Genomic DNA, 26,646 nt, shown 5'->3' with positions numbered 1-26,646 from the left:
CGTGAAACAAGCCCATTGCTTTCTGAACGGACTCGGTTATGGCTTGGAGCAAGCCGGATGGGATGAACGTCCGCTCTATATCGGTGCTTGGGACGCGCCATTCAGCGTTACGGAGGACGGCAAGCTGACCTATTTCTCATCGGACATCACACCGTCCGAATATTTGCGGCTGTTCACCCGTCTGTACGGGGAAGGGGCCATGGAGTGGTATGATTACGGGGCCGAAAAGCTCGTCAATCTGAAGAAGTTTCTAGAGGTCCTGCGGCGTAATCCGGATCTTCCTGTTTTGGTACAGCTCGATCTGTTTCATATGCCCTATCAAAAAAGAACGTTTCAAACCATGCATCAGCCCCATTTTGTCATCGTTCACGGAATGCGGGGCGATCAATTCGTGGTATACGACCGCTATTTTGATTGGGAAGGGTTAGTGGCCACGAGCCATGTACACGATGCTTTTCTGAGCAATGAGCTGGGCGGGGGACTGCTGCTTCATCCCGAATGGCTCCATGAACCGGACGCTCACGAGGTGGCGAGAATCTTCGAGGATACGATAGAGACCGATCCGGGTGAACGATCGCTAACCGGCATGGTGAGGCGGAGGATTATGCAGACGGTGGAGTCGCCCGATATTTATCCGCCCGGGGCCTTGAAGGATGCTGTATCCCAGCTCGGCATCCTCGCCAAACGCAAATACAGCTACGGGCTGCTGTATCAATATTTTTCGGAAGCGCTTAATCAAGGTACGAAGCTGTATCAGGAGCAGCTGGAAGGATTCATAAGAATGTGGAGTACGCTCGCATACCTGGCGATCCGTACGTCCATGCCGGGACGAACCGGGGAAATCGGACTGCTGGTGGATAAGGTGGAGCAGTTGCAGAGGACGGAGCAACAGCTGAAGGAGGAATTGATCGATGTCTATCATCGCTGGAAACCTCGATTTGCATGCTGAGTGCAGACCTAGGGTGGGCTGCTTCGACGGCCATTCCCCCCGGTTGAACGAACGGGTGATTGATGACCAATGGACAGGGTATCTGGCTGAATATACGGAGCTCATCCGCATTCCGCCGGTACGCTTCGCCAAGATCTTCGGGGGTTCGCTTCGCCAGTTCTCCAAGCAGCCGATGTCTTCGCTTCCGCAAGCATCAGAGCGGCTGGCCCGATTATGCGAGGAATACGGAATCGATACGCTTTATGTGAACGCTCCTTATTTCATACCTTTCTTGATGCTGGTTCGGAGCTTCGCCAAGCTTCCGCTTCGCTTCATGGTTATTGCCCATTCCGTCGCATCCGCCCGTTGGCTGACAACCTGGCTGTCCTGTGCGCCTTGGATTACAGAACAGGATGTGCTGCTTGCCAGTACAGAATCTTGCAGACAGGCGCTGGTTAATCTCTCACCCCGGTATGCGCATGCCCATAAGATCCCGTTATGCATCGACACCTTGCTAGCTGCGGAGCCGGTTCGGCCGCTTGCCGGTAAACGTCTGTTATCCATCGGCCGGCTGGAAGAGGTAAAGAACATTCATGTGCTCTTAGAGGCTATGGCGGAAATAAAGCAGCGTGTCCCGGACACTGTATTGACGATTGCCGGAGAATATACGGGGTCCTTGCATGAAGCGGACCGGTATAAAGAACGGCTTGAAGCCATCGTAGCGGAATATAGACTGGAGCAAACCGTGGAGTTTACAGGTCCCGTCCACGGGAGTGAGAAAGACCGCCTGTTCCGGGAATCCAGGCTTCTGGTCAACCTCTCCACCGATCCGGGAGAGACGTTTGGCTTCAACCTCCTGGAAGCGAAAGCCCACGGTCTTCCTGTGGTCTGCACCAACTGGGACGGTTTCCGGGAGCTGCTTATTGACGGCGAGGACGGTTGCTTCGTCCAAGTAGATTGGTCCGGTGAACATCCGAAGATAGATCTGGACGGGCTGGTTCGCAGCTGCACCGAGGTTCTGCTGGATGAGAAGCTTCACGACAATCTCTCGCAAGGAGCGCGGCGTGGCGCTCTAATGTACGACTATCGAACCATCATGCCGCAGATCAGGAAGCTCCTGAATGCTCCCCTTGGACAGATAGCAGGTGAGGCGGAGGAGACCGCCCTGCTGGAATCTCCTATGAGAACGCTGAACGAAATCTATCATTGCAACTTATTGGAAGCAACAGGCTGTTTGAGTGAATCATCGCTGTCGGTTCTGGATTGGCAGTCGCAGGGTGACACGGAGGAATGGATGCGCAGGGTGAAGCCGCTTATTCAACATTTTGCCGGGAGGAACAATCATGCACACGTTTAAACTGTTCCGACGTCTTGCTCCCTACGTGAAGATCAAATGGAATTTAACCTTGATCGCTTATGTTTGCACGTTCCTGCAATTGGGACTCGTCATACTTCAGCCCTTAATCTTCGCCTATCTGATCGACCACGTGCTGATTGGCGGAAACCGTAAGCTGATTGTCCCGTTGCTTAGCCTTTCCTTGGGAATAGGTGTTCTCTCCATCGTATTCCTGTTTATCCGGGTAGGTTTGTTCCGCTATCTGGGCATCTGTAATATGCTGGATATCCGGAACGAGCTGTTGAAGCATGTCCGGCAGATCCCCATTCCGGAAATTCAGAAGGAAGGACCCGGGAAATTCTCGGCCTTGCTCGGGATGGATACAGCTACGATGGGAAATTTCCTCAACCACATCCTGGTCGAGATTACCTCACAGCTGTTTATGATGCTGATATCCCTCGGAATCCTGTACTATATGGACTGGCGGCTTGGCATCGTTGCAACGCTTAGCATCCCCTTCCTCTTATGGGTGCCAGGGCTGTTCCGTAACCCTGTGGCGCGTTATTCGTCCGCCGTTCGAACCCATAATGAAGAGATCGGAACCTATCTCTATGAAGCGATCGAAAGTTCGCAAGAAATCCGGGCTTTAGGACTAGAGGGATGGGAGCGGAAGCGGAATGAAACGATGTACAAGGGGCTGGTGAAGGCCAGCACCCGGGAAACGCTGTATGCCGTTATGTCGTTTCAAATCAGTGGTTTCGTGATTAGCCTGATCCTGGCTGCCATCTATTGGATCGGCAGTTATCAGGTGCTCCACCAAATGTTGACCGTTGGAATGATGGTTGCTTCCGTAACCTATCTGCAAAACGCTCTGAATCCGGTACAGCAGATTAATAACTTTTTCAGAGAGCTTCAAGGCGCGGAAGTTGCAATGGGCAGAATCGAGCAATTTATCCAGACCCCGATCGATCCCTATTCGGAAAACGAGAGGAAGCAGGTTTCGCCTGCAAGTGAGCCTCAGCTTGAAGCAACGCCGTCCGATATCGAAGTGTGCAGTCTGCGCGTCGGGTACGGTGGAACGGAAATCTTGAAGGATCTATCACTGTCGCTGTCTCCGGGCAAGATTTATGCTTTCGTCGGGCGAAGCGGTTCTGGGAAATCCACCCTTTTCCGGGCACTTATTGGGATGATGCCCGTTCTCGAAGGTGAAATTCGAATCGGCGGACAGAATCTGGAGGAGATGACCCGCAGCGCGATCAGCCGCAAGGTTGGCATCGTGTTCCAGGAGCCTTACTTGTTCCGGGGCACCCTTATGGAAAATATTGCTGTCGGGAAGCTGGACGCGACGGAGGAGATGGTCATGCAAGCAGCCCTGAATGCGCGGCTCGGATCTCTGCTGGATCAACTGCCGGAAGGACTCAACACGAAGATTGACCACAGAGGCTTCCAGCTATCTGGCGGACAGCGGCAGAGGCTGGCTATTGCGCGTGTCCTCTTGCACAATCCCGATATTCTTATCCTGGATGAACCGACCTCCGCCTTGGACCAGCTTACGGAGATTGAACTCATGGATTCTATACGCCAAGTCATGGCGGGCAAGACGGTTCTGGTAGCCACCCATCGCCTGCAAACCATTATGAACGCAGATCGTATTCTGGTGTTGGAGAACGGTTGTCTGGTGGCGGAAGGCGGCCACGAAGAGCTCATGAATCAATCGGCTGAGTATTATGCTATGGCATCGACCTTCGAGCGCGATACATCTGTGGCCGGACAGGCATCTCATAAAGAGGGGGTTCTGGCATGAATGGCACAGGCACCCTCAGGGAATTGTTTCAACGTGCACGAAGGCATGACCGGGGAATCACTTATGCGGCACGAAGCGGCGAGTCCGATTGGACAAGCTATGCGGAACTCGGAAACCGCATGGACCTTCTCGCTGAACGGCTGAAGCAGGAGCAGCTGCGTCCGAATTTTATCGGGGCCGTCTGGATGGCTCCGACGCCGGAGTGTCTGGCTGTCATCGGGGCAGTCATTTTGGCGGGAGGCATTCCGCTCCCCATCCACAGCTACATGCCAGAACAGGACATGCTTCGCCTCATCCGCAAATTTGAACCCGAAGCTGTGTTCGTCTCTGAAGAGAAGCTTCCAATCCTCGCGGAATGGAACATACAAGGGGAAGAGTTGCCATTCTACCTGTATGGAGGTATGGCAAGCGGACCGATTGCAGGAATCAGCGCCGCTCCGCGGCCGGTACGCCGGTACACGCCGCCAGAGGCCGTGCGTATGATATTCCTCTCCTCCGGTTCGACGGGAGAGCCGAAGGGGATCATGCTGAGCGACCACAACATGCTGTCCAATGTGGACGCAATCCTGGACTACACGACGCTGTGCGACGAGGACATCGTTCTGCTCTCGAAGTCACTGGGGTATTGCTCGACCATTGTTGGGGAATGGTTTGCCGCCATGGCCTCTGGAGCCAATCTTGTTCTAAGCGGGGGCTTCGTGCATCCCTTCGAGATGATCCAGTGCGTCCGTACGAACAAGGTGACCTTCTTATGCACTGTGCCGTCTGCGATCCTGCCTCTAATCCATTCCGCCAAATGGGCGGCGGAGGATCTGCTCACGCTCCGGCAGTTGCTCATTGTCGGCGGCCCGATGCCTGACGTCATGCTGCTTCGTTTGGCTGACCGTCTGCCTCACGTGCGGCTGACGCCTTCCTATGGACTGACCGAAGCCTCTCCGCGCGTCTCGTATTTGCCCTACACTCAGTTGAGGACGAAACCGCAATCCGCCGGGATACCCATTAACGGCGTCGAGCTGGCCATCGTTCAGGACGGAAGGGAGGCGGCAACAGGGCAGAGTGGAGAGGTGGTCGTTCGAGGGCCGAATGTAATGATCGGCTATTATGACGATCCGGATCGCACCCGCGAGATACTAGGCCCCCTCGGCCTGCATACCCGGGATACCGGATATCTGGACGAGGATGGATATTTGCACTTGACCGGGCGAACCGACAACGCTCTCCTTGTCGGGGGACACACGATATACCCGGAAGCGGTCGAAAGCGTCCTATTAAGCTTTCCTGGGGTGCCAGACGCTGCCGTGTCGGCCGTAGAAGACCTTCAATGGGGACATCGTCTGATTGCCGTGGTCGTATCCGATGTTTCCACAGAGCCTGTCAAGAGCCCGGAGCTTCATGCCTGGTGCGTAAAGCGGCTATCCCCGGCCTTGCGTCCCAGGGAATTCCGCTTCGTTACGGCTCTGCCCAGAACAGCCAGCGGAAAGCTGGACCGCAAAGCCCTGAAATCTATGGTGAAGGAGGAAGAGCATGTCCATAGAGCATGAAGAACTATTCTTTAAGGTGAGAGAAACGATAGCCGTTGTGGCCAAGAGGCTAACAAGCGAGGTCGAGCTGGACCATACTTTGGTAGATGATCTGGGAATCGACTCCATTCAAATACTGGAGCTTCTGTCGGCTCTGGAGGATACATTCGGCTTTGAGCTGGATGTGGACGATATTCGCCCGGAATCGTTCCGAAGCGTCCAGGCCGTATTGCATTTTGTAGAACGCAAGGTGGCTTCATGAAAGTGTTCACCCCGGGCCATTTGCAAGAGCTGACCGACGAATTGCGCCGGACGTACCCGTTTTATAACCCTTATACGGACGTTGATTTCCATCAGCTGCCGATTACAAACAAACACTTGATCGCAGGCAACCGCGCCCTTTTCGAACATCCCGATGCAAGGCGGGTGATCGAATCGTTCACCTCGGGAACTACCGGAGTGCCGTTCCGCTGCGTGAAAACCCCGGAGGAGATATGGGGACTCTCGCTGACCCTGTATAAGCATAGAAAAAAGTGGGGGCTGCCGTCCAGGCACCGGATGCTGCTGCTGAGCAACCGTCTGCTGGCAGAGCCCAGGTCCCTTAGACATTATGCAGAACGGATGATCAGGGAAGATCCTCATTTCATCCAGGGGAGAGCTTCCGCTCTCTGCGCGTTGGCCGAATATATGCGTGACGGGGGATATTCGTTGCCGTCTTCCCTCCTGTTTACCCAGAACTGGGGCGAAACGCTGCATGGCTCCCAGAAAGAACGGATCGAGGAGGTGTTCCGCGTTCCATGCGTAGACTATTACGGTTTGGAAGAGTTCTGGTGTATCGCGTTCGCAGGCCAGAGCGGCCAACTGGAAATCGATGAGTCCGCTGTATATGTGGAAATTATCGATTCGGCCTCCGGACTCCATGTAGAGGAGGGGGAATTCGGCGAAGTGTTGGTCACCTCGCTGATCATGAGGAGTTTGCCTTATGTCCGTTACCGGACAGGGGATATCGGAAGTATTCGCAGGGACCCTGAAACCGGCCGTCTCCTTCTTCAACTGCTTCCCGTTCGAACATCCCAGATTCGGCTGCCTGGAGCGCAGGTGCATTCCGCCGTCTTCCGGTATTTGGACAAGTTTTTTTGGGAGCTTGCTGCAGCCAGAGGAGTCCGCCAATTTCAGATCGTGCAGAATACATTCACCTCTTTTTCCGTCCGGCTGGCGACTGAAGCCTCGCCAAGCGAGTTCGAGGACGTGCAGACCAGGCTATCCGCTTTTCTTCACCAAGCGGCGGGCAAGCCGGTGAAATTGTCCCTAGAAACCGTCTCAAGGCTCGAAGCCGATCCTGTCAGCGGCAAAATACCGTCCTTTGTTTGCCGTATTTCCTCAAATGAAGAAGGAGAATGAAGAGATGACGTCTCATACGGATACGCCGGATGCCAAGCCGGAAATGATGAAGCTGGCGGCGATGGAATGTGCAGCTTCCTGCATCTTGACCCACTTATACCGGTCCGGGGCTAACCCTGATCTGTTTCTGCTGGATTACTGGAATGTCAATTATGTATCGCGCATTATTACGGCGAGCCAGCATGTGCGATTGAACAAAAGCTTACCCTTTCTGTACGGCATCCATCTGGTTTACAAGGGAACTGGACCTGAAGCGCTAAAGCAGTCTGTTCAGTCAGGGAACCGTGCGGTAGTGAAATGCCGCCCATCCGATCTGGATTTTTTCCCTCCCAATATGCTGAGCATGGCGGAGAGTGGATTCGAGCATTATATCCTCGCAGATAGCTTCGATGAAGCGCGTAACGCCTTCAGAGTATTCGATCCCATTGTCGGTTTCAACGGATTCCTGACCGGAGAAGAGCTTATGCGGGCATCGGCGGAGCCGGAAGAGGAGGAAATCATTTTCTACGAGCTTCAGCCGGATCAAGAAGGGAAGATGTTCGAGTCTCCCGACAAGCGTGATATCTTCGCCTATGCAGCCAAGCGAAACTACGAAATGTATGTCCGTTCTCAATATAGTTCGGGTACCGCCGCATTGGACAGCTTTGCCCGGGATTTGCAGGCATCTCTAGCTTTAAGCCCGGAACAAACCTCGAACTGGTTGAACCAGAACTCGATCGCCATTGCTTCCATAACCAAGCTCCGATCTTCCATATGGAATAGCTTTGCCCAGCTGGGCGTGATGGACAAGGGGCAGGCGCTGGAAGGGACGAACCGAATCAGCGGGATCGTGAAGTTATGGACGACACTGAATTTCTTGCTTGTGAAATACCGCAAGCACATCGGGGACGAAGCGCTGCTGCGCTCGGCTCTTGCCAGGCTGCGGGAAATTCGGGATGCGGAGCTTCAATTCCTGGCCTGGATGAATGGAATAGGCGGTGATCTGACTGCGGTATAATCTATGCACGATTTCTTTTCGACACGAGCTGGTATCCTTCCGGGAGCTATTCCGTTATGCTCTTGATACGGGCTTCAACGGTATAGAACTGTGGGGCGTGCATGCCAAGGCTTTGCTTCGCCAACGGGGAAAGGAGCTGGGAGGTATGCTGGACGAAATGTTCAGCTACGGGCTCGAAATTAACATGCTGAGCGATTATATCCCTCTCATGGGGAATATCCCAATGGACGTTCTGCTTAAGGAATGGCAGGAAACCGTACAGGCGGCCAAAGCGTTCCACACAGATAAGCTGAGGATTTTCGCCGGAAACCTGGGCAGTCAATCTCTTGATGAGAAGGACTGGGAGCTTTGCACCGAACGTCTAAATATCCTTTGCGCCGTAGCAGAGAGGGAAGGGGTCTATACAGTGGTTGAGACTCATCCGGGAACCGCTGCCGACGGCTTAGATTCCACACTTCAACTGCTCAGGCAAACCGGCCACCCTGCCTTGAAGCTGAATTTGGACTTTCTGCACATTTGGGAATCGGGCGCTGATCCCCTTGCCGCCTACGAACGCTTGAAGCCATGGATTGTCAATATCCATCTGAAGAATGTGGAATCCCGGCAATGGCTCGAAGTATTCTCTCCTAACAATATATATTCTCCGAGCGGCAGCCGCAGAGGTATCGTACCCTTGGCCGATGGAGAAATGGACTGCCAAGCCATAATGAAGCGCCTTATCTTGGACCCTACCCGAGCCCCGGTATCTCTGGAATGGTTCGGAGCCATACCCTTTAAAATCTTAAAGTCGGAGCTAGGCTGGCTTAATGGGCTGGAGTCCGATCTCAAGCTGGAGAAAGTGAAGGTGACGGGATCATGAATAACGCACCTTATGTGGAGCATCTGACCGGAACGCGCGCACCGAAGCTCTGGTACTCCAATATTAATTGGGAACAAGGAAGAGCCGCGCAAGAGATTCGCTTACCCCATATTAACAATGCGTCCGGAGATCGGCTCGTATCGCAAATGGATCTCTACCAAATTTATTTGGCTGACCGGGATGATCTTGTTCTCCTTAAAAAGGCTCCGGATCCTGAATTCCTATCTTATTTGGAAGAAGAGAAGATAGCCATACCATCAATCGCGATTGGCGCACGGTCTGAATATACGGGTGAGTTTTGCAACCGGATTGCTGTTCCTTACTTGATGGACGAGCAGGAGGAGCAGTTTCTCAAGGAAAACGGAGGGAGATGGATCGGCCCGCCAGCCCGATTGTCCGTGGAACTGAACAGCAAGATCGCAACGCGTAAATTATGCGAAGAAATCGGCTTTCCAGTCAGCGACGGTAGGATATGCGAGGGGCTTGACGCGATCCGCCGTACTTGCGCCGAGTTGGAGGGACGGCATCCTGGAGCCCGGCTGGTTGTAAAAACCGCTTACGGTTCTTCCGGTAAAGCGCTGTTCCATATCCATCGAGGCTCGGATTTGGTGACGCTGCTTGGATATTTAAAGAGGCAGATCTCCCGGGGAGGCGGGCAACCCGTTGTGACGGTGGAACGCTGGCATCAGGTCGAGCGCCATCTGACGGCACAACTCTGGCTGGGGGGAACCGATTGCGAGATCCTGGCTATGACCGAGCAGAGGATTACAGATGCAGGAGTTTACAGGGGGAGCCGTCTGCACCCGGACCTGCCTGAATCCTTGATGGCGGCTTATACCGAACAGCTGCAACAGCTGGGTAAATCTTTACATTCCCGGGGCTACGAGGGTTTCATCGGGGTAGACTCCATACTGGATGAAGACGGAACTTTAATACCGGTTATTGAGATCAACGCCCGTCTTACCATGGTCACGTATTTGCTAAAGATTCGCAAGCACTTGCTCGAACGCGGGTTTCCTAGAATGGAGACTCAATCCTATGATTTCAAGCTCCACCCTGGTGCCAAATTTGCAGAATTTGCCGAAAAGGTGACATCGATAAGGATCTCTGCCGAACAAGGCGGGGCATTCGTGTATGGTTTCCACCATGATAGGGAATCGGCAGACCGTATCTTACCTTGCAGGGTCTCGACTCTGAGCTGGGGTGTGGACGATGAAGCTGAGAAGCTTGCCCGTCAAGGGCTGGAGGAAGCAATCATGGAATGGAGGGGAGCTGTCGTATGACTATGGTTTCACAACGACTGTCTAATCAGCAGGAAGTGAGCCAACCCTTTTGGCTAGAAGCAGTCGAGCAGTTTGGATCACCCGTTTATGTATATGACGAGGGAAAGCTGGCCTCCGATTATTTTTCGCTGCGAGACGCTTTACCCAAGGATGTGACGCTATATTATTCCATGAAAGTCAACCCCAATCCGGAGGTATGTCGTCTCATCAACAGCTGGGGTTCGCCGATCGAAGTCGCATCGGTTGGGGAATATGAGATTGCCCGCTCTAACGGGGTAAATCCGAACAGCATCGTGTTTACCGGACCGGGCAAAAGTGCGGACGAGATTCATCATGTGCTTCGCCATGGGATCTACGCGATTAATGCGGAGTCCATCCCGGAGCTATTCGTCATTCACGATGAAGCTGTTGCGCTTGGTATTGCCGCTCCCGTTATGTTAAGGGTCAATTTGTCTACTGGAGCCAAAGGCTCGCGTATGTCATCGGTCGGACTTGCCTCCCAGTTTGGCATCGACGACAGTGAAATTAATGAAGCGGTGCAAACCGCCATTACCCTTGAAGGGCTAGAGCTGATCGGATTGCATACGTACCAGGGCACGCAAAATTTTCACCTCGACTTTTATCGGGAGAGCGTGCCGATGATGTTCGGTCTCACCCGGCAGGTGCAAAACCAATTCGGCCTGCAGCTTCGATGCTTAGGGCTCGGCGGCGGTTTCGGCGTTCCCATGTTTGAAGGCGATGAGCCGTTTCCTGTCGAAGCTTTCGGGGCGTATCTTGCCGGGGAGTTAGAGCGCAACCGGGATCTGGAATTGGAAATGGTATTCGTAGAATCAGGGCGACGAATTGCCGCAACTATGGGGATTTATGCGGTCAGAGTGCTGTACACCAAGCTCTCCAAAGGCAAAGCCTTCGCCATTGTCGATGGGGGAACCCACCATCGGGCTTTTTCAAGCCTGATGGGACGAAGTTTCAAGCAGCCTCTGCCTCTTCAGCTTTGGAAGGCGGGGGAGCGCAAGCTATACGAATCCGGTGAAGGGGAAGGTCGAATCTCCTACAATGTTTGCGGTAAATTGTGCACTCCCGCAGATGTGCTGCAAGGCAGCGTCATGCTCCCCCCTCTAGAGCCGGGGGATTGGATCGCGTTTCCCCATGTGGGGGCATATGGCTTAACCTGCGGCAATGTTCATTTTCTGTCTCATGCTCTTCCGAAGGAAGTTATTCTTCGCCCTGACGGTACGTTAAATGATGTGAGCTGGCTATCAACCTAAATAAGTGAGTTCATCATAGGGAGTTGATCATGTGACGCCTACCCATCGGATTTTTCCTTATAATGACATATGGCTTGATTGCGTCAATAATAACTTGATGTCGATTCTCATTAGTCATCATTCATCGTTCGAGAAGCTGCCTCTGACTTTTAAAACGCAGTACTGGAAAAAAATCATCAACCAGACATTCCCCGAAGACAATTTTGAAAGCTTGCTTCATCAAGGATTAATGCTGCCGAAAGTTCAATATAACACTGAACAGCTCTATCATTATCTTCGCTTTGAGGATCAGCTTCTTGAGCAATCTGATATACCTTTCCTGGATGAGATGATTCAAAGCGCTTTAGACAAGAAGAAATATGTCTTTTTCGATGTGGACCGCTTTTTTTATTCCAGTGGAAGAGAATCCGGAAAAATACATTTTATCCATCCGACATTTATTCATGAAAAATGTGCGAGTGGGGATGCATACACAGTAATTGAAGATTGTTTATCTCCAGGGCGAATGCACGATTATCAAACTCCACTTGAAGTCATTATGGAATCTACCCAATATCTAATGACAAGCGGCAAAAAAGTCAGATTCATAATGGTTTCTGTGCATGAAGGATCGATAAGGAATTTTAACCATGAATTTTCAGTACAGGACTCGTTTATCTCAGAACTCAGAAGCAATCTATTGGATGATAAAGTCGTTTTTCTTGAGCAATATGGTCTTAATTATCAGTTGGGACTAAAAGCGTTGACCGATTATGTAGAGGAATTCGAAGAGCTTGTAGGTAATTTGAACGATACTAGCATATTTGCCTTGAGAAGCAGTTCTTTTGCACAGAATCATAAGAAGAATAACAGGCTTTTTAAGTTACTAGAAGATAAATCGTCCCATACAAATCTCTATAAGAAGTTAGCAGAACAAAGCGTGGAACTAAGTCATTTATGGGAAATTTATAGAACGACAGTTATTAAAATGATCGTATCTAATCGTGTTCATGATCAAGCTATCGTAAAACTCGAAGAGATTGTGAAGAAAGAATATAACATGGTCCAGACGATGAAAATGGCAACTGAGGTTAGTAACTTATGAATAGAGAATGAATCCGAAACGGCATGGGAAAAATAATGAAGAAAAATAGGTAAAGCAAACAAGCGGATAGAAAATCCGCTTGTTTGCTGTCGGGAATGGGATAAGGTTCTTGTCATTTATGACATCATGTTCTTGTCAACCAACAGGTGATGTCAGTGGACAAGAACATAGTACTATTGCCGATTTGATAAACATCTAATTTAAATTCCAATTTCTAGCTCGCTCGCGCCATCGACTACCGGGGGATCGAACGGGAAAGGACTTGTGAGTTCTCCAATACCCGTACCGTGCTGGAAGAACTGCTTCAGTGGATGAAGGAGCTTCAGCAGGAACACGCCAAGAGTGACGTACTCTTTGGCACCCGTGCTTGCCGCATGCGGGTGGTCACTTGATCGGTCAGTTCCAGAATAATGTTACATTAATTAAATCCAAACCCCCGAGTTAGCTGTCTATATAACAGGAGGTGAACGACAATGATCGATGCACAGCAACAAATCAACGCCGCACAAAACGGAGATCACGATGCCTTCGTTTCTCTTATAAAGGATCGAACGGATAAGCTGCACCGAGTGGCTCGCCATTATGTACGGGAGTCCAAAGATGCGGAGGATATCGTTCAGGATGCCCTGCTTAAGGCTTATGAGTCACTGCAAACGTTGCAGCAAGCCGAAGCGTTTGAGAGCTGGCTTACCAGAATTGTGGTGAATCGGGCGCTCAATCATTTGGAGAAATCCAAGCGTGTTCACCTGAGCGAAGACCCGCAGGCGCAAGAGCCATTGGTCGTTAATGATATCGATCAAACCCTGGATCTGGAGCGTGCATTGGCCAGTCTGAATCCGAAGCTGCGTCAGCTCCTGTTCTTAAAATATAAGAAGGACCTGACCCAGCAGCAAATCGCCCATCTCCTGGATATGCCATTAGGTACTGTAAAAACACAATTACGGAAGGGGCTGGAACATTTGCGCAACGAAATGGCTCAAGATTTTCTCGAACGAGACCTGAATACATTACGCCTGCAGTTAAGACAACAGGCAGAGCACCATTTTGCCGTTTCACCGGATTATGATCTGATCGTCAATGACTATCAAGAGAACACCATGAGGGGAACAAGCAAGGGAGAAGCGGGATTCTTATGGGTGAAAACGGGGAGTGATGACGCCGTTTCTGCCACGCTCTCCAGGGACGGCAACTTGCTAGACTATGCCATTTCCTGGGCCTCATTGGACAACGAGACACGGATATCTGAGGAGGAGCTCAAACAGCAGGCAGAGCAATTCCTGGAAGATCATTATCCCGGCGCACTGCGTGATTTTCCGTATTGTGAGATGGAGTGGATGGAAGGGATGTTTGGGTACACACGACAGCAGAAGGCGATGGGGCTGCCGCTTCCTGAGACGGGATGCATGATCTTGGTTCACCCCAGCGGTCGCGTGGTCGGATTTAGGTACTACGGAACCGTTCCAGGGCCAGCACTCCCAACCATGATCACACCAGAAGAGGAACTGATGGCGTGTATGAAGGCGAATTTTTTGCTACATGTGGAATATTGCGTATTGGACAAAGCCGTGTACACGGATGGTGACGATCAGGTCCATCTTGTTTACGCCCCCCGAAGTAGAGGACTAATCTATACTGCATCATCACAGGAGGAAGTTCCGACAGCCTATAGGGCAGAAGTTGTCCCCTATGACCCAAGAACTCTGGACGAGTGGCCAGGTGAGTTCCCGCCCGCACGAAGCCTAGAAGAGTGGATTGGCGTAGTCAACGACCAATTTCAGTTAGTACAAGACGACAATATTGGCTCGAACACCAAGTTAATGGTGTGGAAGCAACAGAATGAAGAGCGTCCAGCCAAGAATGACCGGTCTTGGAAGACCTATTGGGCTGAGCAGATGGAGGGAGCGGTCAAGGCGCGAGTAGACAGTCAAACCGGACAACTGATTGACTTTGTTTCGCATGGTAAGCCAGATCAACTAGCTCCATTAACCTGGGATCGAGACGCATGTATAGAAGTAGCTATGGACTATGTCCGAGGACTATCAGCCGAAATGTTGCCATATCTCAAGCTTCTAACTGAAGAGACCGACGACGAAGCTCGTTTGGAAATCATTCGCTTTGGTGTATATGTTCAAGACGTACCTGTCAGGGATGAATGCTATCAACTAGCGGTTGACCGCTCTAATGGGAGGGTCAAAAGTTTGATGTCCCCCTCCATAAGGCCAGAACAGTTAAAGAAGCTGGAGACCGTGCCTTCATTTGATTCCCAGACAGCCATCCTCCGATGGACGGCACAGGCCAAGCTGCGTCTGCAATGGGAACGGATGCACAATGCTAGGGCGGAAGAGGCCCAGTACGAACTAGTGTATCGAATGATTGGTAACGAGCACGAGAGGACGCCCGAAGTGCTTGATGCGCATACGGGGAAGTTATACGAAAATACTTTTTACTGACAAACTAACATATTCTATAAACGGCTTCAGAATGATAAGGTCAGGCTGGCGGTACAAAGTTTGCCTGAGCACCAGCGGGTCGCGGTCATTCTGAACTTTTTTTGTTAATATATCCGAATCCCACCCTGCTTAAATTAAAATAGTATGCCTTCATAAACTGTTAAGAATTGCTCTCCATAATTCAATCTGTAAGCAATAAAACAAATTGGAGGGCATTAATATGAAAAAAAAGAGTTGGAAGTGGGTTGGATCAACAGCATTATCAATTGTACTGGTAACTAGCATATTACCAGGGGCAGGGGCGACTGGTGTGTCTAAAGTTAATAAAGTTACGGAAGTGAATGGGACTGTGACTACAAAAAGCAAGAAAAACAATGTATATGTAGAGAGTGAATTCGCCACGCTAAAAAGAGTTGTATTGACACAATCTGAAGCTTTTATGCATTTCAATTTTGATGATTTTCCAGAAGGAGACATGCCTATGCCTGAAGGAGGCATGTCTATAATGAATACGGATCCGGCAGAGGCACAGAAAAAGTGGGAAAAAGAGCGAGAAGACCTTAAAAAGGTTCTTGAAAAATACGGGGTTGAGATTCAACGTCCACGCCTTTTAACTGAAAAAGAAAAACAACTAGGGGCTGTGAAAGATGGCATTACAGGTGGCGAAGGAGTAACTAATTTCTTTGTTAGAGATCCATTCTTCACAATCGGAAATCATCTAATTGAAGGTTCATTTAAATCGGCTTACCGGAGACTTGAGGTTTTACCTGTTAGAAGTATACTGGATAAGGAAGCAGCCCAAAATAAAGTTCCGCATGTAGCTGTCCCACAACCAGACGTTTCTAAAGGAATCAACTCTGCTGCCGGTCCTTACCTTGAAGGTGGAGATATCCTCGTGTATGGAAAGACTGTATTCGTCGGTAATTCTGGTCTAGCTTCAAACAAAGCCGGTATTGATTGGCTCAGAAACTATTTGACACCATCAGGTTATAAGGTGGTTGAGGTGAAGCTAGAACCTGGCACATTGCACCTGGATTGTGCTATCAGTTTTGTAAGAGATGGATTAATGATTGTTAGCATGGATTCGTTAGCCAATGGGCTCCCGGAAGAACTTAAAAAGTGGGACAAAATCAAAGTGAGTTACAAGGATGCTCAGGATTTGGCAGTAAATGGATTGCCAATCAGTAGCAAAGTATATGTTACGGACATTGCATTCAAAAGCACAATTGGAAAAGAGCTTGAGATAAGAGGAATCAAAGTAGAATATATTGATTACAAAATTTCTCGTTCTTTCGGCGGAGCTTTCCGTTGCAGTACCCAGCCATTGCTTCGCACGGATAGCTAAAAGTTAAATCAAGTATGAGGTGAACTATGACAAGCCGGATTTTAGTGGTTGAAGATGATCAGGAAATTCGTGATCTGCTACGTATGTCTCTTGTCCGTGAAGGTTATGAAGTATCATCAGCTAAAGATGGAGAACAGGGAATTGAATTAGTAAATGAGTCATTGGATTTGGTGATTCTGGATATTATGATGCCTGGAATAAACGGACTGGAGACTTGTATACGAATCAGAGAACGATACAATGTTCCTATTCTTTTTCTAACTGCTAAATCCGGAACTTTGGACAAAACGGAAGGTTTGCTTGCTGGTGGAGATGATTACTTAACTAAACCTTTTTCTGAGCAGGAGCTTCTGGCAAGAGTTATTGCTTTGTTGCGTAGGTATACGATTTATCAAGATAAAAAGGATTATGGCGAAACATTTCTTATCGGAGGATGCTTAAAAGTAAGTGAACAATTTAACGATGTATGGAAAGGCAGTCAGAAGATTGAGCTTTCCGATCTGGAGTACGGTCTACTAAAACTGTTGATGACGAGGAGAAATAAAATTTTCTCTGCCCAAAATATTTATGAGAGTATCTGGAAGGAACCTTATTTCTACAGTTCAAATAATACGGTAGTAGTACACATCCGAAAATTACGATTGAAAATCGAAGAAGATCCAGCAAAACCAGCGTATATCTTAACGGAATGGGGAAGAGGTTACCGTTTTGGCCACTCATAAACTTACTATATCTAAAAAGTTGACAATTTTAATAATTATTGCTCTCACCATAAGTGTTCTTTGTTTTTTACTTTTGCAGTCCATAAGCAATCGGGTTATGGATCATTATTTTACTTCTGATGAGCGTTTAAAGTCCGAATCTCAAGTTTACGCCAAAAAATTTTCGGAATATGTTTCAGCAAACGATCTGTCAACGACAGATCGTATTGCGTTTTCAGACTGGATTAAAAGTCAGAAGAGTAATTTATTATTATACGTATTTCAGAACCAGGTGCTTCAATATGATTCCTTGTACCATGATGATGACGAAGGAGCATATGGAAGTCAGCCTGAAACTGATTATGATCGTCGGAACTCTTACCCAGTACAATTTAAGAATGGGACAGGTAACGTTTCAATCTATGGATTTTATTTTTCCCACTACTATAATGTGGCCTACATGCTTGAAATATTGCTGTCCGCAATGTTATTTATAACCATTGTTTTATTTGGAATACGTAGAGGGATCAAATATTTGCGCACAATTAATAATGAAATCCATATCCTTGAAGGCGGCTCATTAGACTATTCTATAACGGTTCGAGGATATGATGAATTGGCGATGATTGCGGAAAGTATAGAGGAACTACGTAAAGCATTTTTAGGCCGGTTAGAAAGGATAGATAATTTGCAAAATGAGAGTAGAAATCTTGCAACCGAAATGTCTCACGATATGCGTACGCCACTGACATCTCTCATCATGTATTTAGAGTTTGCCCGTAATACCCCAGAAGATTTATGTGTAGAAACAAGGCATCAAATCGAGAGCGCGTATCAAAAGGCTCTCCAACTTAAGAATCGTACAGACGATCTGTTTTCATATTTTTTATTAGATAAAGAGCGGGAGGCAGACTTAGTAACCCTTTCAGTTCGGGAATCAATTCATGATATATTATCAGATATTACAGCTGTACTTAGAGCGGAAGGATTTCAGGTGCTTGTAAATGCTTCCCCTACGGATGTCATAATTATTGTGGATATGGAAAATATCGGACGTGTATTTGATAATTTTCTGTCGAACATACTAAAGTATGCAGATCGAGAACAAAAAATTAATTTATTAACTTATGTAGAAGATCATCATTTTGTGATTTGTGTAGAAAACAAAATAAAAATAAATAATGAATCTGTAGAAAGTTATAAATTGGGTGAAAAAATCATAGAAAAAGTTATGCATCGAATGATAGGACAATTCTCTTCATTTGAAGATCAAGAGAATTACAAAATTATCCTGAAATTTAAAATAAGTCGGGCTTTTAAATAGCTGACTAAAATTGCATGTAACGTGTTTTCGTAGATTAGGAGAATCAAGCTTGTAAGAGGTGATGAGGATTACAGTTGGATCAAATTAGAAGTTCCTTCAGCCTAGCTGAAGGGGCTTCTTTTTGCTTCACAGTGATGGATGATCGGATGCAACTGCTCGAAAGGCTTATGTCCTTGACTGAACAATTGTGACATACCATTAGAGTGAAGGCTGATCTGTAACGCAGGGTTTGAAGTCTTCAAGCATAGCCGAAAAAACACAGACAAGTCTTGATGCAAAAGGCTGTTAGTCTTCTTACATACATATGTACAAAATACGGGTTTTGTGAAGAAGTATATAATAAATAATCCAACACGGTTCATTACACATTAATTTTGTTGTGTTATTACCCCCTGTGTAATTACCCAATAATCACTATAGCTTTCTCCATCAGCCGCTAATAACCTATCCTTTGTTTTAACATAATTCATTGTCTCAAGAGCTTCGATTCGTTCAACTGCATAGTTAACTGCCTTAGTGGCTATCATTGAACACTGAACAAGCTCAAATGCCGGATTGGTTATTATCGTCATAATCTCGTACAACGCTTGCTTATTTTCGAAATCACTTCGGACATCTAATCTCATAATTCCCGATCCATTGAAGTGATCATTTGAGATTCTTTTGAACAGCTCTATAGTTCCAATTACCTCGTTGCATATTTTATCAACAATTGAGAATCGTACATAACGTTTACATTCATATTCCCATATCCAAAATTTGATAAGTTCAACAATCTCCTCTTCTGATTGATAATAGAATATATTCCCATTACAATTATCGCTATTAAAAAACGGCAAAGCATTCTTGTCACTGTAAACTCTTAGCAGATCATTTGCATCGGCTTCTGAAACCAGACGAACCAGAAATTTCTCATTTTCTATAACCGGACATTGCTTCAACACTGTGTGCATACTCTTCCCTACTATGGCTAACTAAACCTGTAATTAGGAGCTAGTGCAAGTCCGCTTAAGTTGCATTACAAATAGGATTAAGATATACTCTAATCGCTACCTTGTTATGCAAGATAGCTATTTTTTCAATCCGGTACCTTGTTGTGCAAGATAGTCCAGAAATCTACGATTGGAGGATTGCTTCGTGTTTACTCAAATGGTTCGAGGGGTGCTTGAGGGCTGTCTTCTTGCAGTTATTGGTGAAGAGGAAACCTACGGATACGAAATTATGGAGAAACTTGCTAGTAGTGGCTTCGTGTTCGCAAGGGAAGGTAGTATTTACCCCCTCTTGCTTCGTCTAGAAAAGGAAGGAACTATCGCAAGTACACAACGCCCCTCTCCTTCGGGACCTAACCGTAAGTATTATCATCTAACCCTTAAAGGGGAACAGCAGCTTCAATTATTCCGTGAAAATTGGAATGAACTGAGTCAATCAGTGAACAATATTATGGATAGGAATTACAGAAAAGAGGATGATGCCTAAATGTTGAATGAAAAAAATAAATCTCTCTTAAACGAAATGAGATTCTACATTCAGAGTCATTTTTCCGTATCCGATACAAAAGCAAGTGAGATCCTCATGGAACTCGAAGATCATTTATTAACGGCTCAGCAAGAGGGCAAATCGTTCGAACAAGTATTTGGTCAAGACCCTAAGTCCTTTTGTAATGAGATCATCCAGGAGCTTCCTGCAACATCGAAGTGGGAACAAATCAAAATCATTGCCCCCATCGTCCCTTTGCTTCTTATGTGGCGTTTTCTCTACGGTTTTAGCGGAGAACTCACCATTTCGCTATATGAGAATATCGTGTATCTGGTACTCTCACTAGCCTTGTTCTATGTTTTATTCATTATTCTTCGTGCCGGCTCTTTCTCTTCTAAGCGCAACTCTTTCTGGATGATGTACGGGCTGGGAACCTTCGTTTTGCTTGTATATGTCGGATTCTTCCTTCTGTCGGGTCGTATACTGCCTGCCAGCCCCTCTCTTGTTCTTCACGATGGTGCTGCCTATATGACTGCTATTGTAAGTCTTGTTGTCATTCTCTACTCGTTATTTGGTTCACTTCTAAACAAGAAACGTTGACCGGCAATTTCTATTAGACAGGAGGTTATTATCATATTTCCTAGTATCTTTGAAGCTATATTCTATCTTTTAATGGGTTCTAGCATATATTTGCTCGGTACCTTTACCGGAAAATGGAGTCGTTCTTTGGGTTATGGGAGTGAAATTGCCGGTGCTATTGCAGCCATTGGGTTCATCTTCTATCAGCATGGCTTTCCGGAAGGTTTCATCTATTTCTCGTTTGTTTCGGCCGGATACTTGGCTATCTCTCTTTTGATGGCTGGTCAGGGAAAGTATGGAGAGTTACTGGAAGAAATCAGGCAACTGGAAGTAACGGAAATCGAAATTGTTCGAAATAGTCAACGGATATTCGCGGAATTGGGAATTTCAATCCTTGTATTTACGGGGGCCACCTTCTTTTTGATCTATGGACCAGAGTTTAGCTTACTGAAATACTTTATCGTATACGGGATGCTCATTGCTATTACCGAAATGATCAAACGTTTTGTCACCTATTTTACAACTCGTCTGTATTATTCTAAACAACAAGGTAACCTGTATATCCTGTCCCGCTTGGCCTCCAGAAAGTTCTCCATCCAGGATATACAGGAGACAACCATTGAATCAACGGTAGACCTGTTAAAACTTCATCCCTATCTTACCCTGTTCTCATCAAATACCGACTTTACAACCAGCTTTAACAAAGTATTACGGCTTCTTTTACCAGGAGAAACCATCTATCTGACCATCCAAGAAACAGAACAATGGAAAGCAGCATTGGAGACGGAAACGAAATCTGAAAGCACAATTGAAAATGAGGTTTTCGTTCTACCCTTCTATCATAAAAGGAATATCAAACGGCTTCTTGGCAAGTTCTATTTTGCGATAACAGTAAAGGGTGTATCTGCTTATACGGGCGTTTTATTACTCTTGTACTACTTTAGAACTCCTGCGTGGCTGATGGTTACTATGGCGATTATGTATTGGTTATTCAATATCTATATCTCTGATCGTGTACTAAAGGTTGCCATGGATGCTAAGGCTGTAACCGATCCTAAAGTGATCTCAGCAGCTGACAAGATCTTTGCAAAAGCCGGTATTCCCAACGTGAAGGTTTATGAGACAGATTCCGCACAATACAATGGGCTGGCAACAGGTATGAATATTGGACGGTCGATGGTAACTTTAACAACCGCCACATTAAATCTGCCCATAGATGCCATTGAAGGGATATTAGCCCACGAAGCAGTTCATGTTAAGAAAAGAGATATCTTATACGGGCAACTGTATAGAGTTCTATTAATGTTAATTGTTGCTGGTGGTCTCTTATTGATCTTCAAACAAGTTTCTGATATTGAAGCTTTTGCTATTCCTATATTTTTATTAGTTTGGCTGCTGATCATTCTATTTCCAGTATTTCAATCCTTTTGTTCTCAGTTGATGGAAGTAAGGGCAGATCATCTGGGCGCTTCATTTCTTGATGGAGGAACGCTGCAAATGGCTGATAGCTTGGCGGCTCTCGCTACCTCTCAAGATGAAGCCATGCAAAAAACAGCTACGTACAGCATGAAAAAAGAGGATCTAAAAGAAGGAAGGTCATCCCTTGCCAGGTCACCTTGGCTCTTAAGATTCTTGGAATTTCAAATCATGGATCACCCGCCAATGTACTGGCGGGTAAATACATTAAGAGTTCACGGTAACCAATGGGGAAAGGAAATTCGCAGACGCTGGTGGAAGGACCGGTTTAAAGAATCTTTTACAAAGTGATGCTCTCACATATCCGCGGCCTTCGCCTGCTTAATGCGGAAGGAAAGCGTAAAGCTCACAAGAACGAATAACAATTGAAGTGACAAAGCCAATATAATCCCCGTCAACAGCCCCAAATTCAGGGATTGGCTAACAGCAATGAGGGCGCCGCCGATTCCGATGCTTAGTCCCGGACTAAAGGCGTCGGTAAACTGAAGGCTGGCGGCAATCTCCCCTTCTTCACCTGTCTTAGTATGCTGCAGGGCAATCGCTCCAGTCGTAGGATGTGCCAGACCGATGCCGAATCCGGTGAAGAGCTGTGAAATTACAGCAAATACAATTCCCCCTTCGGCGAGGCTAACCGCGAGGATGACTGCCGCAACTCCAATGACCATGAGTCCAATACCCACGGTTACCCGCTTCTTCCGGCCCGTCCCATGGTCTTTGGCATCTAACTTGGACTGAAGCCAGGCTGCCGCTGACCAGCTTAAGGCACCCGCAGCTACGATTAGTCCCGCCCGATCTGCAGGCAGCTTCTTCACATCTGTCAAAGCCAGGACGACATAGCTCTCGGTCGCGTTATAACTGGCCACAAAGAACCCTCTGGAAGCAATCGTAGCCGGAAGCCCTCTCCTGACACTTAAAGTACCCTCAGGCAGCAGCTTCCGCAAGGGCTGAATCATGATAATGAGTCCTGCTGCCGACAGCACCATTCCTTTCCAGTCGGTTATGAAGCCTAGCCCTGCCAGCAGCATTCCCGCTCCAATAGTCAGGAGTACGGCAAAACCTTCTTTTCGGCTTCCATTGGAAGGATTGCTCTCTCTAACTGTAAATTTGCGGAAAGCCGGAAGCGTCAGCATGACAGCCAAACCTATGAAGGGAAGCACAAGCCAAAAAACAACTCTCCAGGAGATATGCTCCGCTAGAAGCCCGGCAATATAAGGGCCGATTAATGCCGGCAGAATATATGCACCGGAAAACAAAGCCAGTATTCTCGTTCTCAGCTTATCGGGATAACCCAAGGTAATGCTGTAATACACACATGTAATGATAGCCCCTCCGCCAAAACCTTGAAACACTCTCCCTATGAGCAGAGTAATCATATTCACGGAAGTGGCCGCAATCACGATGCCGATCACAAAAAAAAGTATGGATAGGCCAAACGAGGCAAATACGCCGTTTTTGTTGATCCGCGCCCCTATGATCATCGTGCCCAGGATTTGTGCCAACAGAAAAGAGCTGAATATCCAGCCGTACAAATGGAGCCCGTTTAATTTTTGAGCCAGGCTTGGAGCAATTGTAACCACAGCTAAACCTTCAAATGCAACGGTAGTTACAGCAAGAATAATTCCGATTGTCAACGCTCTATACCTGGAGTCGAAAACCCCTGCTTCTTTTGATGATACTTCCATCCGTCAACTCTCCTTCTAAAAATAAGTTTTACAATTATAGTAGTCATAGCCATAGTTGCTAAAGCAAGTATATAGCCGAAGAACTCTCTTCCTTTTGATTATAGAGAGTCTCTTCTTTAGGCTATAAATCTTTTACGTTATTGTAGATTACAGTAAGAACCCTTCTAAACGTGTCAACTTCCTCCTGGGATAACCCCTGGATGGTTTTGTTATAGGCATCCATGGATGGGGCAAGAATCTCTTCTTTGATCTCCCGTCCTTTAGGAGTTAGATACACACGCAACGATCTTCGGTCCGCCTCATGAACCACACGATATATAAATTCCTTCTTCTCCAGCTTGAACAGCATTCGTGCGACATTCGTCTGGTCCTTGTACAGCCTCTCGGCAAGCTCCTTTTGCGTAATCCCTTCTTTCTCCCACAACACGATTAGTATCTCCCACTGATCTACTGTGATGTCGAACGGATTGACTACCTTTTGATAATAATTATTCAGCTTAAGTGCCGCACGCTGCACATTGACACCAATATATTGTTCTAACTCCAAGGTTGACCTCCTCTAACCTCTTATATAGTAGTCGTGATTATAGTTGCTACGACCATTATAATTACACTTCTTTGGCGTGTCAACTCACAAAATAAAACCTCTAGAAAGTCTAGAGGCTCTGTGTATCCCTATATTTAGTTGCCAGTCATCTTCAGATAACTAGTCTCTGAAGCGATTCTTCTGGCGGTAACATATTTGTCCTTGTAATAGCCTGAAGACAGCTTGGTGATGGTAACCCCGTTGCTGCTTGAGGAATGTGCAAATTTGTTGTCACCCACATAGATTCCTGCATGTGAGATTCCATTACCCCCGGTTTCGAAAAAGACCAGATCACCCGGCCGCAAATCGGACTTGGCTACATAATCGCCAGCAGATGCCTGGGACTTGGATGTTCTCGGAAGATCCAGATTGAACTTACCAAATATGTATAAAATAAATCCGGAACAGTCAAACCCTTCAGATACCCTGGTTCCTCCCCATTTATAAGGAGTTCCCATCACCTCACTAACCTCTTGGTCAAGCTTGGAGCGATCATCCGCAGATGCTCTTTCAGATCCTATGGAGAACAATAGTACAATACCCAGAAGCCATACGATACCTTTCTTCAAAAAGAACTCAGTCTCCTTTCTTGCCGGCTCATGCCGCCTGACAAATATTAATTTTTTGTAACTAATATGAATGATAGTGTAATATTCTTAGTCCGTCAACCCCTTCACTGATTTTTGAAAGAGTTTACATCCCACGCTTCAGGTTAATCTCCCGGATCTTCTCCAGCGGTACCTTCGGTTTGCGGTCTTCGCTCAGTAAGCCGTTTACCTCATCCTGGACATCCGTAATCTGTGTATAACAGTAACCGGAGATGAAGGGAATCTCCTGAATCGCACGGGTTAAGCTGCCGAACCGCTCCAGGAAAGCTTCCTCCGTATCCACCTGATCACCATAACCCCAGCCATGCCCGCTCTTAAAGGCAATCCCTCCATATTCGCTGATCATAACCGGTTGTCCCTTATAGCTGTAGCCTTCTGCAAAAGCAAACTTCCATTCATTATACGTGCCGCTGCCGCCCGTAATAGAGTCCTTATCCTTATAATTAGTGTATAACGCTTCGCCCCGCTCCACATAATCATGCAGGGTCAGAATGTCAGACACGGTATGCTCCCAGCCGTCATTCGTAATTACCGGACGATAGGGATCAATAGATTTGGTCAAATGATAAATGCCTTCCGTGAATTTCTGCTGCCGGACATCATGAAGAATATTCTGTACACCCCAGGATTCGTTAAAAGGCACCCAGGTAATGATACAGGGATGATTGTACTGCTGCTGCACAACCTCCAGCCATTCCCTGGTGAAACGTTCCATAGCTTCGTCGTTAAATTCATAAGCCGCTGCCATTTCAGACCAGACCAATAGCCCCTTAACATCGCACCAGTACAGGAAGCGGGCGTCCTCCACCTTCATATGCTTGCGCAGGCCGTTGTAGCCCATCTCCAACATCGTTTCAATATCTTCCACCAGTGCTTCTTCAGACGGAGGAGTCAGATGAGTGTCAGGCCAGTAGCCCTGGTCCAGAATCAGCCTTTGGTACAACGGGATATTGTTCAGGAGAATCTGGCCGTCCCGGATCGAAATGTTGCGCATGCCAAAATAAGAGCCCACCCGGTCCATCTCCTGTTCGCCTGCATACAGCACAAACTCTACGTCGAACAGGTTCGGATGGCCCGGTGACCACAGGTTCTGCAGCCAAGGTCCGTTAATGCCGCCCGTCATGCTGGCTTCCACTGTGAGCGAAGGTCTATCTGCAGAAAGGCTAAAGCTGGTTACCCGCTCGCCCTTAAATGTAATTTCAGTCTCCAGCCGGAGATCAGCGGAATCTGTCAGACCATGCACGCTGTAATCGAACCGGATCATCTGGCGGTTAATGTCCGGGGTCATTTTGACCTTCTCCAGCCGGAGGGCATGGACATGCTCCAGCCAGACGCTTTTCCAGATACCTGTTGTCTGCACATAGAACGAATCATGGTTCCGGCCGGCCCAGCGCTGCTTCCCCCGGGGCTGCAGACAACTGTCGCTGTCTATCACCATCAGCACAATCTCGTTCTCGGTGTCCGCATTCAGCAGATCGGTAATATCGCAAGAGAACCGGGTATATGCCCCTTCATGCTCCCCCGCGAAGCCGCCGTTCACCCAGCAGACCGCCTGATAATCCACGCCTTCAAAATGAAGGATGGTCCGCTTCCCTTCCGCTGCCGGTGACAGAATCAGCTTCCTACGGTACCAGATCTGCGGATGGAAGGTCTCCTCACCGATGCCGCTTGCCGCTGTTTCATAGGTGAAGGGAACGTTAATCGTGTGTGTGGCCGGAAAATGGTCCATCCAGCGTTCAGCCACGCCTGCCTTGTTATCATCGAAGCTGAAATCCCATTCGCCGTTCAGATCCAGCCACTGGCTGCGGACAAACTGGGGTCTCGGGTAGCCCGGAATATAGAATTTCGTCGTCGCTCTAGTCATCTTGGGAATCCTCTCTCTCGTAACTGAAGTATTCTCTATATTTACTATCACAGAGTACTCCCTTGCTTCAAGAAA

The 26,646-nt window shown here is 47.7% G+C and carries 23 protein-coding genes; 18 read left to right on the top strand and 5 right to left on the bottom strand.

Annotation, left to right across the window (positions count from 1 at the left end; translation table 11 throughout):
- Position 1: 1 nt before the first annotated feature.
- The 15 genes from HQN87_RS20430 to HQN87_RS20360 all read left to right on the top strand — a co-directional run bounded on the left by HQN87_RS20430 (position 2) and on the right by HQN87_RS20360 (position 18,300).
- On the top strand, positions 2–949 hold the full coding sequence (locus HQN87_RS20430) for a DUF6005 family protein (protein ID WP_216857382.1): 948 nt from the start codon (positions 2–4) through the stop codon (positions 947–949).
- Positions 912–2,285 carry a glycosyltransferase family 4 protein gene (locus HQN87_RS20425; RefSeq protein WP_173137109.1) on the top strand — a complete coding sequence of 458 codons (1,374 nt, stop codon included), beginning with the start codon at positions 912–914 and terminating at the stop codon, positions 2,283–2,285. The genes HQN87_RS20430 and HQN87_RS20425 overlap by 38 nt, the downstream gene beginning before the upstream one ends.
- Positions 2,272–4,068 carry an ABC transporter ATP-binding protein gene (locus tag HQN87_RS20420; protein ID WP_173137107.1) on the top strand — a complete coding sequence of 599 codons (1,797 nt, stop codon included), beginning with the start codon at positions 2,272–2,274 and terminating at the stop codon, positions 4,066–4,068. Before HQN87_RS20425 ends, HQN87_RS20420 begins: the two co-directional genes overlap by 14 nt.
- A complete protein-coding gene (locus tag HQN87_RS20415; protein ID WP_173137105.1) occupies positions 4,065–5,609 on the top strand; it encodes a class I adenylate-forming enzyme family protein in 1,545 nt (514 codons plus the stop codon). The genes HQN87_RS20420 and HQN87_RS20415 overlap by 4 nt, the downstream gene beginning before the upstream one ends.
- Entirely contained in the window at positions 5,593–5,850 is a 258-nt protein-coding gene (locus HQN87_RS20410) for an acyl carrier protein (RefSeq protein WP_173137103.1), read from the top strand. The genes HQN87_RS20415 and HQN87_RS20410 overlap by 17 nt, the downstream gene beginning before the upstream one ends.
- Positions 5,847–6,989 (top strand): phenylacetate--CoA ligase family protein, encoded by a 1,143-nt coding sequence (locus tag HQN87_RS20405; RefSeq protein WP_173137101.1) that lies wholly within the window; start codon positions 5,847–5,849, stop codon positions 6,987–6,989. The genes HQN87_RS20410 and HQN87_RS20405 overlap by 4 nt, the downstream gene beginning before the upstream one ends.
- A 4-nt stretch (positions 6,990–6,993) precedes the next feature.
- The gene (locus HQN87_RS20400; protein WP_173137099.1) at positions 6,994–7,986 is read left to right on the top strand and encodes a hypothetical protein; all 993 of its coding nucleotides are present in this window, start codon (positions 6,994–6,996) and stop codon (positions 7,984–7,986) included.
- Positions 7,976–8,845 (top strand): sugar phosphate isomerase/epimerase family protein, encoded by an 870-nt coding sequence (locus HQN87_RS20395; protein WP_173137450.1) that lies wholly within the window; start codon positions 7,976–7,978, stop codon positions 8,843–8,845. Before HQN87_RS20400 ends, HQN87_RS20395 begins: the two co-directional genes overlap by 11 nt.
- Positions 8,842–10,128: an ATP-grasp domain-containing protein gene (locus HQN87_RS20390; protein ID WP_173137097.1), complete on the top strand. Its 1,287-nt coding sequence runs from the start codon at positions 8,842–8,844 to the stop codon at positions 10,126–10,128. Before HQN87_RS20395 ends, HQN87_RS20390 begins: the two co-directional genes overlap by 4 nt.
- On the top strand, positions 10,125–11,396 hold the full coding sequence (locus tag HQN87_RS20385) for a type III PLP-dependent enzyme domain-containing protein (RefSeq protein ID WP_173137095.1): 1,272 nt from the start codon (positions 10,125–10,127) through the stop codon (positions 11,394–11,396). Before HQN87_RS20390 ends, HQN87_RS20385 begins: the two co-directional genes overlap by 4 nt.
- 31 nt (positions 11,397–11,427) lie before the next feature.
- A complete protein-coding gene (locus HQN87_RS20380) occupies positions 11,428–12,480 on the top strand; it encodes a hypothetical protein (RefSeq protein ID WP_173137093.1) in 1,053 nt (350 codons plus the stop codon).
- 473 nt (positions 12,481–12,953) lie between these two features.
- On the top strand, positions 12,954–14,930 hold the full coding sequence (locus HQN87_RS20375; protein WP_173137092.1) for a sigma-70 family RNA polymerase sigma factor: 1,977 nt from the start codon (positions 12,954–12,956) through the stop codon (positions 14,928–14,930).
- 220 nt (positions 14,931–15,150) lie between these two features.
- Positions 15,151–16,275 carry a dimethylarginine dimethylaminohydrolase family protein gene (locus HQN87_RS20370; RefSeq protein ID WP_173137090.1) on the top strand — a complete coding sequence of 375 codons (1,125 nt, stop codon included), beginning with the start codon at positions 15,151–15,153 and terminating at the stop codon, positions 16,273–16,275.
- A gap of 26 nt (positions 16,276–16,301) precedes the next feature.
- Positions 16,302–16,997 carry a response regulator transcription factor gene (locus tag HQN87_RS20365; RefSeq protein ID WP_173137087.1) on the top strand — a complete coding sequence of 232 codons (696 nt, stop codon included), beginning with the start codon at positions 16,302–16,304 and terminating at the stop codon, positions 16,995–16,997.
- Complete coding sequence (locus tag HQN87_RS20360) at positions 16,984–18,300, top strand: sensor histidine kinase (protein ID WP_173137085.1); 1,317 nt, start codon at positions 16,984–16,986, stop codon at positions 18,298–18,300. Before HQN87_RS20365 ends, HQN87_RS20360 begins: the two co-directional genes overlap by 14 nt.
- Positions 18,301–18,668: 368 nt before the next feature.
- Here HQN87_RS20360 and HQN87_RS20355 read toward each other — a convergent pair whose 3' ends face one another.
- A complete protein-coding gene (locus tag HQN87_RS20355; RefSeq protein WP_216857381.1) occupies positions 18,669–19,244 on the bottom strand; it encodes a GNAT family N-acetyltransferase in 576 nt (191 codons plus the stop codon).
- Positions 19,245–19,449: 205 nt separating this feature from the next.
- Here HQN87_RS20355 and HQN87_RS20350 point away from each other — a divergent pair, with 205 nt between their 5' ends.
- From HQN87_RS20350 to HQN87_RS20340, 3 genes are all read left to right on the top strand, one after another.
- Positions 19,450–19,776 carry a PadR family transcriptional regulator gene (locus tag HQN87_RS20350; protein ID WP_173137448.1) on the top strand — a complete coding sequence of 109 codons (327 nt, stop codon included), beginning with the start codon at positions 19,450–19,452 and terminating at the stop codon, positions 19,774–19,776.
- Complete coding sequence (locus tag HQN87_RS20345; RefSeq protein WP_173137083.1) at positions 19,777–20,376, top strand: DUF1129 family protein; 600 nt, start codon at positions 19,777–19,779, stop codon at positions 20,374–20,376.
- A 126-nt stretch (positions 20,377–20,502) separates the two neighbouring features.
- Positions 20,503–22,122 (top strand): M56 family metallopeptidase, encoded by a 1,620-nt coding sequence (locus HQN87_RS20340; RefSeq protein ID WP_173137081.1) that lies wholly within the window; start codon positions 20,503–20,505, stop codon positions 22,120–22,122.
- Between the two features lie 5 nt (positions 22,123–22,127).
- Here the strand turns inward: HQN87_RS20340 and HQN87_RS20335 are convergent, their stop codons facing one another.
- The 4 genes from HQN87_RS20335 to HQN87_RS20320 all read right to left on the bottom strand — a co-directional run bounded on the left by HQN87_RS20335 (position 22,128) and on the right by HQN87_RS20320 (position 26,571).
- The gene (locus tag HQN87_RS20335) at positions 22,128–23,513 is read right to left on the bottom strand and encodes an MFS transporter (RefSeq protein ID WP_173137079.1); all 1,386 of its coding nucleotides are present in this window, start codon (positions 23,511–23,513) and stop codon (positions 22,128–22,130) included.
- Between the two features lie 121 nt (positions 23,514–23,634).
- On the bottom strand, positions 23,635–24,060 hold the full coding sequence (locus HQN87_RS20330) for a MarR family winged helix-turn-helix transcriptional regulator (RefSeq protein WP_173137077.1): 426 nt from the start codon (positions 24,058–24,060) through the stop codon (positions 23,635–23,637).
- Positions 24,061–24,194: 134 nt separating this feature from the next.
- Positions 24,195–24,668 carry a C40 family peptidase gene (locus HQN87_RS20325; protein WP_173137075.1) on the bottom strand — a complete coding sequence of 158 codons (474 nt, stop codon included), beginning with the start codon at positions 24,666–24,668 and terminating at the stop codon, positions 24,195–24,197.
- A gap of 124 nt (positions 24,669–24,792) precedes the next feature.
- On the bottom strand, positions 24,793–26,571 hold the full coding sequence (locus HQN87_RS20320) for a glycoside hydrolase family 2 protein (protein ID WP_173137073.1): 1,779 nt from the start codon (positions 26,569–26,571) through the stop codon (positions 24,793–24,795).
- Positions 26,572–26,646: the final 75 nt, after the last annotated feature.

It is taken from the genome of Paenibacillus tritici, from assembly GCF_013204885.1.
GTDB classification, from domain to species: Bacteria; Bacillota; Bacilli; order Paenibacillales; family Paenibacillaceae; genus Paenibacillus_AQ; species Paenibacillus_AQ tritici.
Note: the sequence above shows the minus strand (reverse complement) of the source record. Positions and strands in the feature narration are given on the sequence as shown.